Consider the following 15,597-nt stretch of genomic DNA (forward strand, 5'->3'; position numbering starts at 1 on the left):
TGCGCAATGCGTAAGCAATTGCCTGGAGTCTGCGTCGCAGCAGGAATTATGCTGCTCGCGGCATGTACGAGTGATGATGGTCAGCAACAAAATACCGTCGCGCCGCAGCCAGCGGTATGTAATGGACCCGTCGTTGAAATCAGCGGGGCCGATCCGCGTTTTGAACCGCTCAACCCGACCGCTAATCAGGATTACCAGCGAGACGGTAAGCGCTACCAGATTGTGCAGGATGTTTCGCGCTTTAGTCAGGCAGGGTTCGCGGCGATCTACGATGCCGAGCCAGGCAGTAATCTGACCGCTTCAGGCGAAGCGTTCGATCCGATGCAGCTCACCGCAGCGCATCCGACGTTACCGATCCCAAGCTATGCGCGGATCACTAACCTGGCCAATGGGCGGATGATCGTGGTGCGGATTAACGATCGCGGACCCTATGGCAACGATCGCGTGATTTCACTGTCACGCGCCGCAGCCGACCGTCTGAACACTTCCAATAACACAAAAGTCCGGATTGACCCGATTATTGTCGCACAGGATGGTTCATTGTCTGGTCCGGGTATGGCCTGTACCACGGTGGCGAAACAAACTTATGCCCTGCCCGCACGTCCGGATCTGAGCGGCGGCATGGGCGGCGCCTCCTCCGCACCGGAAGCGATGCAGCCTCAGGGTGACGTTCGCGCCATCAGCAATTCCACACTGCAAAGTGGGGATAACGCCGGCGCACCGGTTCAGAGCAGCGGTTTCCTCGGTGCGCCAACAACCCTGGCCGCTGGCGTACTGGAAGGCAGTGAACCGACGCCAGCGCCACAGCCCACGGCTGCGGCTCCCGTTAGCGCACCAGCCAGTACGCCAGTAGCAGCACCCGCCGCGACGCCTGCGCCTGCCGCTGCTTCCGCCAGCGGTAGTTACGTAGTCCAGGTCGGTGCAGTGAGCGATCAGGGGCGAGCGCAACAGTATCAACAACGCTTAGGGCAGCAGTTTGGCGTGCCGGGACGCGTCACGCAGAATGGCGCCGTGTGGCGTATTCAGCTCGGACCGTTCGCCAGTAAAGCGCAAGCTAGCGCGCTGCAACAGCGATTACAATCTGAAGCCCAATTACAGTCCTTCATTACCGGCGCACAGTAACGTAACAAGGGGCATCTGAAGTGTCAGTTTCTGTAAATGACGTTAACAACGTTAACAAAGTCATGCGGAAAGTCAGATGCCTGCCGGTACTGCATTTGCTATAGTAGGGCACTTTTTTTAATTCCATCACGGACGTCGTAGTTCAGACCATGAAGACCACTTTTTCCGCTCGTTTCCTGCAGCGCATGGCGCTCACCACGGCTCTTTGTACAGCCGCTATTTCAGGCGCGCATGCCGATGACCTGAATATCAAAACCATGATCCCGGGTGTTCCGCAGATCGACGCGGAGTCTTACATCCTCATTGACTATAACTCCGGTAAAGTGCTGGCGGAACAAAACGCCGATACACGTCGTGACCCGGCCAGTCTGACCAAAATGATGACCAGCTACGTTATCGGTCAGGCAATGAAAGCAGGCAAGTTTAAAGAGACGGATCTGGTCGCTATCGGTAACGACGCCTGGGCCACGGGGAACCCGGTCTTTAAAGGCTCATCACTGATGTTCCTGAAGCCGGGCATGCAGGTTCCGGTATCGCAACTGATTCGCGGGATAAACCTGCAGTCCGGTAACGACGCCTGCGTTGCAATGGCAGACTTTACTGCCGGCAGTCAGGATGCGTTTGTCGGTCTGATGAACAGCTATGTGAACGCGTTGGGTCTGAAAAACACCCATTTCCAGACGGTTCACGGTCTGGATGCCGACGGTCAGTACAGCTCCGCTCGCGATATGGCGCTGATTGGCCAGGCGCTGATCCGAGACGTTCCTAACGAATATTCCGTCTACAAAGAGAAAGAGTTCACCTTTAACGGTATCCGTCAGTTGAACCGCAACGGTTTGCTGTGGGACAACAGCCTGAAAGTCGATGGCATCAAGACCGGTCATACCGATAAAGCAGGCTACAACCTGGTGGCCTCGGCGACCGAAGGTCAGATGCGTTTGATCTCGGCGGTCATGGGCGGGCGCACCTATAAAGGGCGTGAAACAGAAAGCAAAAAACTCCTGACCTGGGGCTTCCGTTTCTTTGAAACGGTTAACCCGCTGAAAGCTGGCAAAGAGTTCGCATCTGAACCGTCCTGGTTTGGTGATACCGATCGCGCCTCCTTGGGGGTTGATAAAGATGTGTATCTGACCATTCCGCGTGGCCGCATGAAAGACCTGAAAGCCAGCTATGTACTGAATAGCACGGAGCTGCATGCGCCGCTGCAGAAAAATCAGGTTGTCGGTACCATCAACTTCCAGCTTGACGGTAAAACCATTGAGCAGCGCCCTCTGGTCGTGCTGCAGGAAATCCCGGAAGGTAACTTCTTCAGCAAAATCATTGATTACATTAAATTAATGTTCCATCACTGGTTTGGTTAAAAATTGAACACTTGAAAGTGTGATTTCCATCCCCATATACTAAGCATCAGTAAAACTCCCGCCCTCTGGCGGGAGTTGTTATTTATTTACGTTACGCCGGAGCTGACATGAAAACCAAACTTAACGAACTGCTTGAATTCCCTACTCCTTTTACTTACAAAGTTATGGGGCAGGCGTTACCTGAGCTGGTTGAACAGGTGGTTGAAGTGGTACAGCGCCATGCGCCAGGTGATTACTCTCCGACGGTAAAACCCAGCAGCAAAGGCAATTACCACTCGGTCTCGATTACCATCAATGCGACCCATATTGAGCAGGTTGAAACGCTGTACGAAGAACTCGGTAACATTGAAATCGTCCGTATGGTTCTGTAATACAGCTTTGGGCCCCGACCATGTTCGGGTGCCCACCTCGTCTCGTCTTCGCTGTGATATACTTCCCTTCCTCATTTGTTACTTCTCTACGGAGATGCTGTTTTGTCTCAGGATAAAATACTGGTCCGCCAGCTCGGTCTTCAACCCTACGAACCCGTCTCCCAGGCCATGCACGATTTTACCAACACCCGCGATGAACAGACTCCCGATGAAATCTGGCTGGTTGAGCACTATCCGGTTTTCACCCAGGGTCAGGCAGGAAAAGCGGAACATGTTTTAATGCCCGGCGATATCCCGGTCATTCAAAGCGATCGCGGTGGGCAGGTGACTTACCATGGACCAGGCCAGCAGATTATGTACGTTCTGTTGAACCTGAAGCGGCGTAAACTGGGTGTGCGGGAATTGGTCACGTTGCTGGAACAGACCGTTGTGAATACGCTGGCGGAGCTGGATATTGACGCTCACCCGCGTGCCGATGCCCCTGGCGTTTATGTCGGTGAAAAGAAAATATGTTCCCTCGGTTTGCGTATTCGTCGCGGTTGTTCATTTCACGGACTGGCATTAAACGTTAATATGGATCTGTCACCTTTCTTACGAATTAATCCCTGCGGCTATGCTGGAATGGAAATGGCAAAAATATCTCAATGGGATAGTCAGGCCACGACAGATAATATCCAACCACGATTATTAGCCAATATTTTAGCGCTGCTAAATAATCCCTCTTACGAATATATTCCTGCTTAACTTATTGAATGCAATGGCCCAAAAAGTCGTGGGTCATTGTCCCTCTTCCAATTCAAATGCTTTACAATTCCTCCTGGTTTCTATATTTTCTGTCTGTCTTAGCTTGAATTTTTAACGAGTTTACTCCGTCATAAAAAACGACGTAGGATTTTTCTTTATACAACGTTAAACCTTCAATCAATTGCCATAAAAAGGTTATCGATACCGCGAGATGAACAATAGTGGTGCAAACGCATGCTTACAAAAAATACAAGCATCACTATTATTTATAATGTGAATTAAATTGGAGTTAGAACGTGAGTGAAAATAGTAAGCCGAAAGGACATTTCAACGAACAACGACCCGAAGATAAGCCGCAAATTTTCAGAACGCTGAGAAATATAGACCTGAACCTGCTGACTATTTTTGAAGCCGTTTATGTTCATAAAGGAATCGTCAACGCCGCGAAAATTCTTAATCTGACTCCCTCAGCGATCAGCCAGTCCATTCAGAAACTGCGCACCATATTTCCCGATCCTCTGTTTATTCGAAAAGGCCAGGGCGTGACGCCCACTACCTATGCCACCCATCTGCACGAATATATTAGCCAGGGACTGGAGTCCATTCTCGGGGCATTGGACCTTACCGGCAGCTATGATAAACAACGGACGATCACGATCGGGACCACGCCGTCAATCGGCGCGCTGGTGATGCCGACGATTTATCACGCCATCAAAACTCGCCATCCGCAGTTGCATCTGCGTAACATCCCCGTCCATGACGCCGAAGCACAGCTCAGCCAGTTTCAAAGCGATTTGATTATTGATAACCACATCTACAGCAACCGAGCGGTAGAGAATCATGTTCTGTTTTCTGACAAAATCGAACTGGTTTGCCGTCAGAACCACCCTTCCCTGACACGCGCCCAGGCCCCTGAGGCACTTAATGGAGCAGAACATAGTCTGCTAATGATTGAAGGGCAAAGTTTCACACTCCTGCGCCAGCGTATCCAGGAACTGTTCCCCGATCGGCAAATCAGCTTTAGCAGCTACAACATTTTCACGCTGGCATCGCTCATTGCGCACAGCGATCTGGTGGGAATTATGCCCGCACGCTTCTTCACGCTCTTCAGCCACTGCTGGCCACTTCAGCGGATCCCTCATCCCTCACTGAACCATGAGAAAATCGACTTTTCACTGCATTACAATAAGCTGAGCTTACGCGATCCCGTGCTGGAGAACGTCATTACAGCGATCTGCGACGCCTTCTGAACGGAAATGTTGCGACCAGGTCAAAACTGATGCCAGGAAAATGGCACAAAACAACAACTATTTTACATTTTGCCAGCCGCTCAGGCTGCTTTCAGGCCCGTTTCGATGATATACTGCGTATAGTGAATTCAAAAATAGTTGATAAATACAACATTCCCTTGAATTGAAACGCTTTCCCTCGTTATTCGCAACTGGAACACGCACGCTATGAGTAAACCCATTGTGATGGAACGCGGTGTTAAATACCGCGATGCCGATAAGATGGCCCTTATCCCGGTCAAAAATGTGGCGACAGAGCGCGAAGCTCTGCTGCGCAAGCCGGAATGGATGAAAATTAAGCTTCCAGCGGACTCCACTCGTATCCAGGGCATCAAAGCAGCAATGCGTAAGAATGGCCTGCATTCTGTTTGTGAAGAAGCCTCTTGCCCAAACCTGGCGGAGTGTTTCAACCACGGTACCGCCACGTTCATGATCCTCGGTGCCATTTGTACCCGCCGCTGTCCATTCTGCGATGTGGCCCACGGTCGTCCGGTGTCGCCGGACGCTAACGAACCGGTTAAGCTGGCACAAACGATTGCCGATATGGCCCTACGCTATGTGGTAATCACCTCTGTTGACCGTGATGATCTGCGTGACGGCGGCGCTCAGCATTTTGCCGATTGCATTACCGCAATTCGTGAGAAAAGCCCTACGATTAAGATTGAAACGCTGGTCCCCGACTTCCGCGGCCGTATGGATCGTGCCCTGGAGATTCTGAACGCCACACCGCCGGACGTTTTCAACCATAACCTTGAAAACGTACCACGTATCTATCGTCAGGTTCGCCCGGGCGCAGACTACAACTGGTCGCTTAAATTACTGGAACGTTTCAAAGAAGCGCATCCGGAGATCCCGACCAAATCCGGTCTGATGGTGGGTCTCGGTGAGACGAATGCGGAAATCATTGAAGTGATGCGCGATCTGCGTCGTCACGGCGTAACAATGTTGACGCTGGGGCAATATCTGCAGCCGAGCCGTCACCACCTGCCGGTTCAGCGCTATGTCAGCCCGGACGAATTTGAAGAGATGAAAGCGGAAGCCATGGCGATGGGCTTTACCCACGCCGCCTGTGGACCGTTCGTCCGTTCGTCTTACCATGCCGACCTGCAGGCAAAAGGGATGGAAGTGAAGTAATTCTGAAATAAATACTTACATTTCGCCCATAAAAAACCCGCTTAATCGCGGGTTTTTTCTCATCAGAGTAAAACGGTTATGCCTTTGGCTCCGGTTATTACTCTTTATGAGAGAGTTTCTCAGCCTGAATGCTGCCGTCTGCGTCTTTTTTCGCGCCCGCATCTTCATCATTCATCGCTTTCTTGAAGCCTTTAATCGCCGTGCCCAGGTCTCCACCCAGTGTACGTAACTTCTTGGTACCAAACAGCAGAACGACCAGTGCGGCCACCACCAGCAATTTGGTAATACTAATCTCACCCATAGATACCTTCTTAACTTGAAACAGGCGGCGTAGCGCGCCCTTAGTAACCTGAGAATATTAACGGTCATTTGACGCGCGCACACAATAGCAATCTGTAACAAGGTGAATCAAGTAGTGTTTAAAAAAACGTCATAATAATTGCGGTGGCACAAATCTACGGTTACGTAATACCGGTAATTGCGCCCGCACCTGACGAATCCGCTCAGCGGAGATCTCTGTCATGATAAGCGCCGGGACATCAGCCGCCGCCGCAATCGTCACCCCAAAGGGATCGATAATACGACTCTGGCCGATGTTTTTATTCCCACACTCCCCTGCGGCAATCATATAACAGGTGGTATCGAGCGCGCGGGCAGCCAGCAGTGTCGACCAGTGATGTTCCTTCAGCGCCCCTCTGACCCAGGCCGCTGGTAGCACCAGGACTTCCGCGCCCTGCAACGCCAGCGCCATCGACAGCTCGGGAAAGCGCAGATCGTAGCAGGTCATCAGCCCTACTCTGAATCCATCCACGTCAAGCAGCGGCGCAATAACGTTGCCGGCATCAACATTGCGGGACTCCTGAATAGAGAAAGCATCATAGAGATGTAGTTTGGCGTAGCTTGCCACGATTTTCCCCGCGCGCAGCGCCACCAGCGTGTTCACCGCACGACCAGCCCGCGAGGGAACATGAACGGTGAGAATGGTGGTCATCGTATTCGATGCGCTTTCCCTGCGTAGTTGTTTCAGGAAATCCCCCTCTACAGGCTGGGCAGATTTCACCGACAGGTCGGGATCCGCATCGTCTCGCGCCAGTAATGCCTCTGGCAGAACCAGCAATGACGCGCCGTTTCCCGCCGCCTGCGACATGAGCGTGACGCAGGTTTCTGCGTTCTTTTCCCACACAGGACTCACGGCAAATTGCCCTGCAGCAACTAACATAATGCCTCCGGTCAGGTTTATCAGGCTCGCCAACGGCGATTATTCAGCGTTACACTTATCTTATATACCAACCAAATAGCAGGATTAAGCAGTGTTACAACTTCTTTTAGCGGTTTTTATTGGCGGTGGCACAGGAAGTGTAGCGAGATGGATGCTCAGTATGCGGTTTAACCCCATGCATCAGGCGATACCAATAGGAACCCTGACCGCAAATTTACTGGGTGCATTCATCATTGGTATGGGGCTGGCATGGTTTAGCCGAATGACTAATATCGATCCAATGTGGAAGGTCCTGATCACCACCGGCTTCTGTGGCGGGCTGACAACCTTCTCCACCTTTTCGGCGGAAGTGGTCTTTTTGCTTCAGGAAGGTCGAGTGGGCTGGGCAATGCTAAATGTGTTGGTCAACCTGTTGGGCTCATTTGCGATGACGGCGCTGGCATTCTGGCTATTTTCCGCCTCCAGCGCTCACTAAAGATCAAAAAAAACCCGCTAATAAGCGGGTTTTGAAATCTGGCTGACGTAAGCTTACAGAGCAGTTACGTTTGCAGCAGAAGGGCCTTTGGCACCGTTAGTGATTTCGAACTCTACACGCTGACCTTCAGCCAGAGTTTTAAAACCATTGGTCTGGATTGCAGAGAAGTGTACGAACACGTCTTTGCTGCCATCTTCCGGAGTAATGAAACCGAATCCTTTGGACTCATTAAACCACTTAACGTTACCTTTAATCTTAGACATCAAAATTACCTTTACATGAAAAATAGACACAAATGCTGTGTCGGGTACCAGTACACCAATTGTGGTTCACTTTGTCCAGTCGAACTTTGGCAAAAAGTGATAAATGTCGCTTTATTTTTTGAGATAAGCTTATATCACTCTGTTTTATATGGAAATTACTACCAACACTCGGTTCAGAACTGAAAGCGCATCCATGCAAAGTAGACGTTACCGTTGTTATAAGTACCGGGGATGTAGGTCATCTGAAACGTAGCCGGGCCATAACCGATGGAAGCCAATGGCAGCAGAACAGGAAGAGGAATGTAATTCCAGTTATCACGCGCCGTCACACCGGCGGTAAAACCTAATCCCAGATGGAAATTGTCATCCGGCAGAGGTCGCCACGTACTTTCCCAGCCATAACCACCAATCGGCTCCCATTTATTCCATGAATCTTTGAAAGCCATAATGTAAAGACCATGCCAGTTTCCCTTTTCATCCCAGCGAGACTGACCAAAACCACCGCCCCACGGACGCTCGTTATAACGATCGGTTTTTTCTTTATCATAGGCAAAACGCGCATGCCAGGTGATGGCGGGAATATACAGATCATAATGCTCAGGCTGCTGCCAGGTTTCGGCAACATTGTCTGTAAAGGTATTAAACCACCCTTTTTCTTCAGCCACTGCACGTGGCAGTATCGCTAACTGAATAAAAATAAATGAAAAAAGGAGAATATATTTTTTAGCTGTACTCACAACGTTTATTACCATTCTTAAGTTCAGTTTTTATTATACCAATAACAACTTGAATGAAACCTTAACAGCGGCAGCGCTGACATGAATCAGATTGTTCTAAGATTTTGAATGCCACAATTAAACCTTGTTTTTTGTGGCATTATTTTTCGCTGGATTATCAGTCAGATGTAGTATGATTTTTCTCCATTCACGTTGTAAACACTCATTTACTGCCATTCATTAACATCATCACCACACAAACAAGACAAAAAAGAAACAATCGAGATTTTTCCAGGGAACCGGAAAATAAAATATTTCACCTTCATCACGGCAACGAAAAAAAATAGACAGTAACCAACGGTTAATCGTTCTGTTTATTGATTTTAATCAGCAAGTAGAAAGTACTTATTCGGCACATTTTCACACCAACTTATTGGCATTTTCTTAATTTCAATTCTGGGTGTCCACGCGACAGGGGAAACAATGTTGACATTTATCGAACTCCTTATTGGAGTTGTGGTTATAGTGGGTGTAGCGCGCTACATCATTAAAGGGTATTCGGCAACCGGCGTGCTCTTTGTTGGCGGTCTGGCGCTGCTGATTATTAGCGCCCTGATGGGCCATAAAGTGCTACCTTCCAGTGAAGCCACCACGGGCTATTCTGCAACGGATATCGTTGAGTACATCAAAATCCTGCTCATGAGTCGTGGCGGCGACCTCGGCATGATGATCATGATGCTCTGCGGTTTTGCCGCTTACATGACCCACATCGGCGCGAACGATATGGTCGTGAAACTGGCTTCGAAGCCTTTGCAGTACATCAACTCACCTTATCTGTTGATGATTGCCGCCTATTTTGTTGCCTGTCTGATGTCCCTGGCGGTGTCTTCCGCCACCGGACTCGGCGTACTGCTGATGGCTACACTTTTCCCGATCATGGTTAACGTGGGAATTAGTCGCGGCGCCGCGGCTGCCATTTGTGCTTCCCCTGCCGCCATTATTCTTTCTCCTACCTCCGGCGACGTGGTGCTGGCTGCCAAAGCAGCCGAAATGCCGCTGATCGATTTTGCCTTTAAAACCACGCTGCCTATCTCCATTGCGGCGATCATCGGGATGGCGCTTGCCCACTTTTTCTGGCAACGCTATCTGGATAAAAAAGAGAATGCTGCCCACGAAATGCTGGATGTAAACGAAATCACCACCACGGCGCCCGCGTTCTACGCCATTCTGCCGTTTACGCCAATTATCGGGGTGCTGATTTTTGATGGTAAATGGGGACCGCAGTTGCACATCATTACGATTCTGGTGCTCTGCATGCTTATCGCGGCGGTGCTGGAGTTCGTCAGAGGTTTTAACACCCAGAAAGTGTATTCCGGACTGGAAGTCGCGTATCGCGGTATGGCTGATGCTTTTGCGAACGTGGTGATGCTGTTAGTGGCGGCAGGCGTTTTCGCACAAGGTCTGAGCACGATTGGCTTCATCCAGAGCTTGATCTCCATCGCCACCTCGTTTGGATCGGCGAGCATCATTCTGATGCTGGTACTGGTCATTCTGACCATGCTGGCAGCAATGACCACCGGCTCCGGTAATGCGCCGTTCTATGCCTTCGTTGAAATGATTCCTAAGCTGGCGCACTCCTCGGGCATCAACCCGGCGTATCTGTCGATTCCAATGCTGCAGGCGTCCAACCTGGGCCGTACGATCTCCCCGGTCTCCGGTGTCGTTGTGGCGGTGGCAGGGATGGCGAAAATCTCGCCGTTTGAAGTGGTAAAACGCACCTCCGTACCCGTCATGGTCGGGCTGTTGATCGTTATCATCGCGACCGAAGTGATGGTGCCGGGTACTTCATCCGCAGTAACGGGAGGCTGATTCAGAACCCATGCCGGATGATGGCGCACAATGTCTCATCCGGCCGTACGTCACCCTTAACCGTGGTAAATACGCTGCGGTCTCCCCACCTTGCCGTGCACGATTTCCGCAATAACCAAATGCCGACTGGCGCAATATTCGAGGTACCGTCTGGCGGTCGTACGGCTGATGGTCAACGCCTGCGCGACGGTTTCAGCGGTGTGTTGTACTTGCGGATCGTCAAACAGTTTTTTCACCGCATTTAACGTTAACGCATCAATACCGGTGGGCAACTCATCTTTGGGCTCGCCTCGCGCATAGGCATTAAACATTTCATCAATCTGTCGCTGGCTGGCACTGTCGTTTTCTGCCAGCATCCGTCTACGCTGCTGGTAACGGGTGAGCGTCTGCCCCAGGCGTTCATAGGCGATGGGTTTGATCAGATAATCAAACGCGCCGCTGCGTACCGCGTCGGCCACCGTTTCCATATCGCTGGCAGCGGTGGTAAAAACCACCCCGCCTGGATAATGCGACGCCGTCAGCTCATGCAGCAACGAGATCCCCTTGCCGTCCGGAAGGTAGTTATCCAACAAAATGAGACCCGGTTTAAACCGTTCAATCATCATTCTCGCCTGCGCCAGATTACCGGCTAACCAGATCTGATTAAAACCAGGAATATGGCGGATGTACTCTGCATGCATCTCGGCAAGCAGCATTTCATCTTCAACGATTAATAGGGTTAATGGTTCTGTCATTGTTCTTTTTCACTTTCGGAATAAAAAGAGAGAATAAGGTGCCGCAAGGATCGTTATCTTCCAGAGTAATCGTTCCACCACAGCGCCCCACATAACTTGCAATCAGATACAGTCCGATGCCGTGCTCACCCGGTTCATCGGAACGGGTGCTTACACCCTGTTCGAATATTTTTTCGCGCAGCGCCTCAGGGACACCGCATCCCTGGTCGGCAACTTCGATCACCACATCATCGCCTTCATCGCTCAGATACAGTTCCACGACCTTATCCCCCTCCGCGGTTCGCAGACTGGCTTCAAAGGCATTGTCGAGAAGATTGCCGACAATCGCTGCAAACTCGGTACTGTCCAGCCCTTCCGGCAACTGCTGAAGCTGGCTGCCGGGAACGATCGTCATTTTGAGACCCAGTTCACGCGCGCGCTGAACCTTACCAAATAGCAGGCCCGCCACCTGGCGATCGGCAAATGCCTCGCGCAGGCTGTCGATCAACTGTTGCTGCGCCTGCGATTCCCCCTGCACCATCTCCCTGACCCGATCGTACTCTTTCATTTGCAGCAGGCCATTGAGCGTTGACATCCAGTTTAGGTGCTCATGGCGCAACGTTCGCAGACTCTCCACATATTGCTTAATCTGCGTCAACTGCGCGTTCAGGGTGGCAATTTCATCTTTGCTACGGAAGCTGATAATCGCCCCCAGCAGCTCATCACCTGAACGGATTGCCTCACGGTTGGCGATAACGCTCAGGCCATTGAAATTCATCATCGCGTCCACACGCCTTTCAGCAATCTGTTCGGTAAAGAAGTCCGATGGATTTACCACCTCATCAATCGGTTTGCCCAACCATTGTCGACCCGGTGAACGCAGGCCGAGCATCTTTCTCGCACTGCGGTTAATGGCCGTAATATAGCCGTCCGGATCGACGGCGATCAGCCCTTCATACACTGAGCTAAACAGCGCTTCCTGCTGACGGACCACCCGGGCAATTTGCTTGGGTTCCATCCCCATCATCTGGCGGCGGATATGGGCGGCGAAAAACCAGGAGAGCAACATCAGAACCACCAGCAGCAGAACAAACACGCCAGCCATCGGCAGAATGAAATCCAGTCGCCAGCTGTCAATTTTGCTGACCAGATAACCAATAGAGACCACGCCGATGACTTTACCGCCATCATCAAAGATTGGCGTTTTTGCCCGCATCGCCAGCCCGATGGAGCCAGTCCCGGTAATGAAATAGCTTTCACCCCTCTCCAGCGCGCCCGGCTTGGTGAACTGCATCGGGTAGCCAATTTTCTCCGGGTTAGGATGATAAAGCCGGATAGAGTGACTATCGCCAATCACCACATAGTCAAAATCGGTGTCGCTCTGCAGTTTCCCGGCAATCATCGCCAGTCGTTTGGTATCGCGGTCCTTCACCGCCGCAATAACGCTATCGTTAGCCGCGATAATCTTCGCCTGGTTCATCGCCATATCACGGACATGCGTACTTAGATAATCTTCAAAACTGGCGGAAAAATACTGCGCCAGCGCGGCAATAATGAACACCGAAAAAACAAGAATAAGCAGAAAAATACGCAACGGAAATGCCAGTCGGCGAAAAAAAGAAAACGGCTTTTTATTTTTTTGAACCAACATGACTGTTCCTTAACGGGCATTATTCGGTTTAGTTCGCCAGCAAATGTAATAAAAATGTTTTATCTGCATAGACAGATAATAAAGTCGATCGTTACAGATTCATCACGTTAAATCAATTAAGTCACTTAACTCCACGTCACAAACTGCGATAAGAATAATTAAAAAACTTAAAACCATTAAACCCATAAAAACCATCTAAGTGTTTGTGAAATAAATCAAAATTTACCTCAAAAATACTCCTTACGATGTATGTGTCCGGGGAAAAAAGAAATAAACCGTTGCAAAATCGTCTTTTCCCCGGAATGAAAACAAAACGTTATCAAATCGTTTTTTCATACAACATACGCATAAAGCTGGCAACAACAATATCTTTCCAGGACTTATTTACTATGTTTGCTAATAATGTGTTCACGCGCGTCAGACGCTCAGAAAATATAAAAATGGCGGCGATCACGCAATTCCTGAAAGAAAATGATCTGAGCGTCGATACCACCGTTGAAGTTTTTATTACCGTTACTCGTGATGAAAAACTCATCGCCTGCGGCGGTATCGCTGGAAATATCATCAAGTGCGTAGCTATTAGCGAATCGGTACGCGGCGAGGGGCTAGCGCTAACACTGGCGACAGAGCTTATCAATCTCGCCTACGAAAGGCACTGCACGCATCTCTTCATTTATACCAAAACTGAGTATGAAACGTTGTTCCGGCAGTGCGGATTTTCAACGCTAACCAGCGTTCCCGGCATCATGGTGCTGATGGAAAACAGCGCTACGCGCCTGAAACGCTACGCGGAGTCATTGAGCAAACTGCGTCATGACGGTAAGAAAATTGGCTGCATCGTGATGAATGCCAATCCGTTTACTAATGGACACCGCTATCTGATCCAACAGGCGGCGGCGCAGTGCGACTGGCTTCATCTGTTTCTGGTGAAAGAAGATACCTCCCGTTTCCCGTATGAGGACCGACTCGATCTGGTCCTCAAAGGTACGGCGGACATTGCGCGCCTCACCGTGCATCGCGGTTCGGAATACATCATTTCGCGAGCCACCTTCCCGTGCTACTTCATCAAAGAACAGAGCGTCATCAACCACTGCTACACCGAAATCGATTTAAAAATTTTCCGTCAGTATCTGGCTCCCGCGCTGGGGATCACCCATCGCTTTGTCGGTACGGAACCATTTTGTGGCGTAACCGCCCAGTATAACCACGACATGCGTTTCTGGCTGGAAACGCCGACCCTCCCCGCCCCGCCCATTGAACTGGTGGAAATCGAGCGGCTGTGTTTCCAGGAGACACCGATCTCGGCCTCTCTGGTGCGCAAACTGCTCGTGAAAAAAGATCTCACGGCTATCGCGTCGCTGGTGCCTTCAGCCACTTTGCAATACCTGCAAAGCATGCCTGAGCGCACACCCGCTCACGCGACAGTCCGCCAAAAGACCCCCGCATTAGTAACAGGTGAAAAATGAAAATAAACCAGGCTGCCGTCGCAGGCACACTTGAGTCCGGTGATGTGATGATACGCATTGCCCCTCTCGATACGCAGGATATTGACCTGCAGATCAATAGCAGCGTTGAGAAACAGTTTGGTGAAGCCATTCGCGCCACCATCCTGGATGTTCTGGCGCAGTATGACGTACGCGGCGTGCAATTGAATGTCGATGATAAAGGCGCACTGGACTGCATTTTACGTGCACGACTGGAAGCATTACTGGCGCGCGCCAGCGGCATCCCGGCTCTGCCCTGGGAGGATCGCCAATGATTTCCGCTTCTCTGCAACAGCGCAAAACCCGCACTCGCCGCAGCATGCTGTTCGTCCCAGGCGCCAATGCCGCAATGGTCAGCAACTCCTTTATCTATCCGGCAGATGCCCTGATGTTCGACCTGGAAGACTCCGTCGCGCTGCGTGAAAAAGACACCGCACGTCGCCTGGTCTACCACGCGCTGCAGCATCCGCTGTATCACGACGTCGAAACCATCGTACGCGTTAACGCGCTGGATTCCGAATGGGGAGTCAACGATCTGGAAGCGGTCGTTCGCGGCGGCGCTGACGTGGTTCGGTTGCCGAAAACCGATACCGCTCAGGATGTTATCGATATCGAAAGCGAAATTCTGCGCATTGAAAAAGCCTGCGGTCGTGAACCGGGTAGCACGGGTCTGTTGGCTGCCATCGAGTCACCGTTAGGCATCACTCGCGCCGTGGAAATTGCCCACGCCTCTGAACGTCTGATCGGTATCGCGCTGGGAGCTGAAGATTACGTACGCAACCTGCGCACAGAACGTTCACCAGAGGGCACTGAATTACTGTTTGCCCGTTGCTCCATTTTGCAGGCCGCACGCTCTGCCGGGATTCAGGCCTTCGATACCGTCTATTCCGATGCCAACAACGAAGCGGGTTTTCTGCATGAAGCCGCCCATATCAAACAGTTGGGTTTTGACGGTAAATCGCTGATCAACCCCCGCCAGATTGACCTGTTGCACAACCTGTATGCCCCGACGCAAAAAGAAGTGACACACGCGCGTCTGGTCGTGGAAGCCGCAGAAGCCGCCGCCCGCGAAGGTCTCGGGGTGGTTTCCCTGAACGGCAAGATGGTCGACAGCCCGGTGATTGAGCGCGCACGTCTGGTGCTCTCCCGTGCAGAACTTTCCGGCATCCGCGAAGAATAAGGCAAA

17 protein-coding genes are annotated in these 15,597 nt (G+C 51.0%); 11 read left to right on the forward strand and 6 right to left on the reverse strand.

Annotated elements, in window-relative coordinates; all coding sequences use genetic code 11:
• Positions 1-6: 6 nt before the first annotated feature.
• The 6 genes from rlpA to lipA all read left to right on the forward strand — a co-directional run bounded on the left by rlpA (position 7) and on the right by lipA (position 6,021).
• Complete coding sequence (gene rlpA, locus KE671_RS08330) at positions 7-1,122, forward strand: endolytic peptidoglycan transglycosylase RlpA (protein WP_206162516.1); 1,116 nt, start codon at positions 7-9, stop codon at positions 1,120-1,122.
• Between the two features lie 149 nt (positions 1,123-1,271).
• Positions 1,272-2,483 (forward strand): D-alanyl-D-alanine carboxypeptidase DacA, encoded by a 1,212-nt coding sequence (dacA, locus tag KE671_RS08335; protein ID WP_206162517.1) that lies wholly within the window; start codon positions 1,272-1,274, stop codon positions 2,481-2,483.
• Positions 2,484-2,590: 107 nt separating this feature from the next.
• Positions 2,591-2,854 (forward strand): DUF493 family protein YbeD, encoded by a 264-nt coding sequence (gene ybeD, locus KE671_RS08340; protein WP_042320704.1) that lies wholly within the window; start codon positions 2,591-2,593, stop codon positions 2,852-2,854.
• A gap of 102 nt (positions 2,855-2,956) precedes the next feature.
• Positions 2,957-3,598, forward strand: coding sequence for a lipoyl(octanoyl) transferase LipB (gene lipB / locus KE671_RS08345; RefSeq protein ID WP_206162518.1), 642 nt, complete (start codon positions 2,957-2,959; stop codon positions 3,596-3,598).
• 296 nt (positions 3,599-3,894) lie between these two features.
• Positions 3,895-4,848 carry a YbeF family transcriptional regulator gene (locus tag KE671_RS08350; RefSeq protein WP_206162519.1) on the forward strand — a complete coding sequence of 318 codons (954 nt, stop codon included), beginning with the start codon at positions 3,895-3,897 and terminating at the stop codon, positions 4,846-4,848.
• Between the two features lie 207 nt (positions 4,849-5,055).
• Entirely contained in the window at positions 5,056-6,021 is a 966-nt protein-coding gene (gene lipA / locus KE671_RS08355) for a lipoyl synthase (protein WP_206162520.1), read from the forward strand.
• Between the two features lie 97 nt (positions 6,022-6,118).
• Here the strand turns inward: lipA and tatE are convergent, their stop codons facing one another.
• A complete protein-coding gene (gene tatE / locus KE671_RS08360; protein ID WP_043001430.1) occupies positions 6,119-6,322 on the reverse strand; it encodes a twin-arginine translocase subunit TatE in 204 nt (67 codons plus the stop codon).
• 129 nt (positions 6,323-6,451) lie between these two features.
• Positions 6,452-7,240 carry a deaminated glutathione amidase gene (locus KE671_RS08365; RefSeq protein WP_206162521.1) on the reverse strand — a complete coding sequence of 263 codons (789 nt, stop codon included), beginning with the start codon at positions 7,238-7,240 and terminating at the stop codon, positions 6,452-6,454.
• Between the two features lie 91 nt (positions 7,241-7,331).
• Here KE671_RS08365 and crcB point away from each other — a divergent pair, with 91 nt between their 5' ends.
• On the forward strand, positions 7,332-7,715 hold the full coding sequence (gene crcB / locus KE671_RS08370; RefSeq protein ID WP_206162522.1) for a fluoride efflux transporter CrcB: 384 nt from the start codon (positions 7,332-7,334) through the stop codon (positions 7,713-7,715).
• 53 nt (positions 7,716-7,768) lie between these two features.
• On the opposite strand, the gene cspE is transcribed toward crcB, so the two are convergent.
• Positions 7,769-7,978, reverse strand: coding sequence for a transcription antiterminator/RNA stability regulator CspE (cspE, locus tag KE671_RS08375; RefSeq protein ID WP_000034826.1), 210 nt, complete (start codon positions 7,976-7,978; stop codon positions 7,769-7,771).
• Positions 7,979-8,151: 173 nt separating this feature from the next.
• On the reverse strand, positions 8,152-8,730 hold the full coding sequence (pagP, locus tag KE671_RS08380; protein WP_206162523.1) for a lipid IV(A) palmitoyltransferase PagP: 579 nt from the start codon (positions 8,728-8,730) through the stop codon (positions 8,152-8,154).
• 447 nt (positions 8,731-9,177) lie between these two features.
• Here pagP and dcuC point away from each other — a divergent pair, with 447 nt between their 5' ends.
• Positions 9,178-10,563 carry an anaerobic C4-dicarboxylate transporter DcuC gene (gene dcuC / locus KE671_RS08385; protein ID WP_206162524.1) on the forward strand — a complete coding sequence of 462 codons (1,386 nt, stop codon included), beginning with the start codon at positions 9,178-9,180 and terminating at the stop codon, positions 10,561-10,563.
• Positions 10,564-10,619: 56 nt separating this feature from the next.
• Here the strand turns inward: dcuC and dpiA are convergent, their stop codons facing one another.
• Both dpiA and dpiB read right to left on the reverse strand, forming a co-directional pair.
• The gene (dpiA, locus tag KE671_RS08390; RefSeq protein WP_206162525.1) at positions 10,620-11,297 is read right to left on the reverse strand and encodes a two-component response regulator DpiA; all 678 of its coding nucleotides are present in this window, start codon (positions 11,295-11,297) and stop codon (positions 10,620-10,622) included.
• Positions 11,266-12,927, reverse strand: a complete 1,662-nt coding sequence (dpiB, locus tag KE671_RS08395) for a sensor histidine kinase DpiB (RefSeq protein WP_206162526.1) — start codon at positions 12,925-12,927, stop codon at positions 11,266-11,268. Before dpiB ends, dpiA begins: the two co-directional genes overlap by 32 nt.
• Positions 12,928-13,316: 389 nt before the next feature.
• Here dpiB and citC point away from each other — a divergent pair, with 389 nt between their 5' ends.
• From citC to citE, 3 genes are read left to right on the forward strand one after another with little or no spacing between them, the layout of a single operon-like run.
• On the forward strand, positions 13,317-14,393 hold the full coding sequence (citC, locus tag KE671_RS08400) for a [citrate (pro-3S)-lyase] ligase (protein WP_206162527.1): 1,077 nt from the start codon (positions 13,317-13,319) through the stop codon (positions 14,391-14,393).
• Positions 14,390-14,686 (forward strand): citrate lyase acyl carrier protein, encoded by a 297-nt coding sequence (gene citD / locus KE671_RS08405; protein WP_152405512.1) that lies wholly within the window; start codon positions 14,390-14,392, stop codon positions 14,684-14,686. The genes citC and citD overlap by 4 nt, the downstream gene beginning before the upstream one ends.
• Positions 14,683-15,591 (forward strand): citrate (pro-3S)-lyase subunit beta, encoded by a 909-nt coding sequence (citE, locus tag KE671_RS08410; protein WP_206162528.1) that lies wholly within the window; start codon positions 14,683-14,685, stop codon positions 15,589-15,591. The genes citD and citE overlap by 4 nt, the downstream gene beginning before the upstream one ends.
• Positions 15,592-15,597 lie beyond the last annotated feature (6 nt).

This window comes from Citrobacter amalonaticus (assembly GCF_018252635.1).
In the GTDB taxonomy this organism is placed as follows: Bacteria; Pseudomonadota; Gammaproteobacteria; order Enterobacterales; family Enterobacteriaceae; genus Citrobacter_A; species Citrobacter_A amalonaticus_E.

Excerpts from the sequence above, each read along its gene's own strand:
- rlpA (WP_206162516.1), top strand. The coding sequence starts at position 7 with ATGCGTAAGCAATTGCCTGGAGTCTGCGTCGCAGCAGGAATTATGCTG.
- dacA (WP_206162517.1), top strand. The coding sequence starts at position 1,272 with ATGAAGACCACTTTTTCCGCTCGTTTCCTGCAGCGCATGGCGCTCACC.
- ybeD (WP_042320704.1), top strand. The coding sequence starts at position 2,591 with ATGAAAACCAAACTTAACGAACTGCTTGAATTCCCTACTCCTTTTACT.
- lipA (WP_206162520.1), top strand. The coding sequence starts at position 5,056 with ATGAGTAAACCCATTGTGATGGAACGCGGTGTTAAATACCGCGATGCC.
- tatE (WP_043001430.1), bottom strand. The coding sequence starts at position 6,322 with ATGGGTGAGATTAGTATTACCAAATTGCTGGTGGTGGCCGCACTGGTC.
- KE671_RS08365 (WP_206162521.1), bottom strand. The coding sequence starts at position 7,240 with ATGTTAGTTGCTGCAGGGCAATTTGCCGTGAGTCCTGTGTGGGAAAAG.
- cspE (WP_000034826.1), bottom strand. The coding sequence starts at position 7,978 with ATGTCTAAGATTAAAGGTAACGTTAAGTGGTTTAATGAGTCCAAAGGA.
- pagP (WP_206162523.1), bottom strand. The coding sequence starts at position 8,730 with ATGGTAATAAACGTTGTGAGTACAGCTAAAAAATATATTCTCCTTTTT.
- dcuC (WP_206162524.1), top strand. The coding sequence starts at position 9,178 with ATGTTGACATTTATCGAACTCCTTATTGGAGTTGTGGTTATAGTGGGT.
- dpiA (WP_206162525.1), bottom strand. The coding sequence starts at position 11,297 with ATGACAGAACCATTAACCCTATTAATCGTTGAAGATGAAATGCTGCTT.
- dpiB (WP_206162526.1), bottom strand. The coding sequence starts at position 12,927 with ATGTTGGTTCAAAAAAATAAAAAGCCGTTTTCTTTTTTTCGCCGACTG.
- citC (WP_206162527.1), top strand. The coding sequence starts at position 13,317 with ATGTTTGCTAATAATGTGTTCACGCGCGTCAGACGCTCAGAAAATATA.
- citD (WP_152405512.1), top strand. The coding sequence starts at position 14,390 with ATGAAAATAAACCAGGCTGCCGTCGCAGGCACACTTGAGTCCGGTGAT.
- citE (WP_206162528.1), top strand. The coding sequence starts at position 14,683 with ATGATTTCCGCTTCTCTGCAACAGCGCAAAACCCGCACTCGCCGCAGC.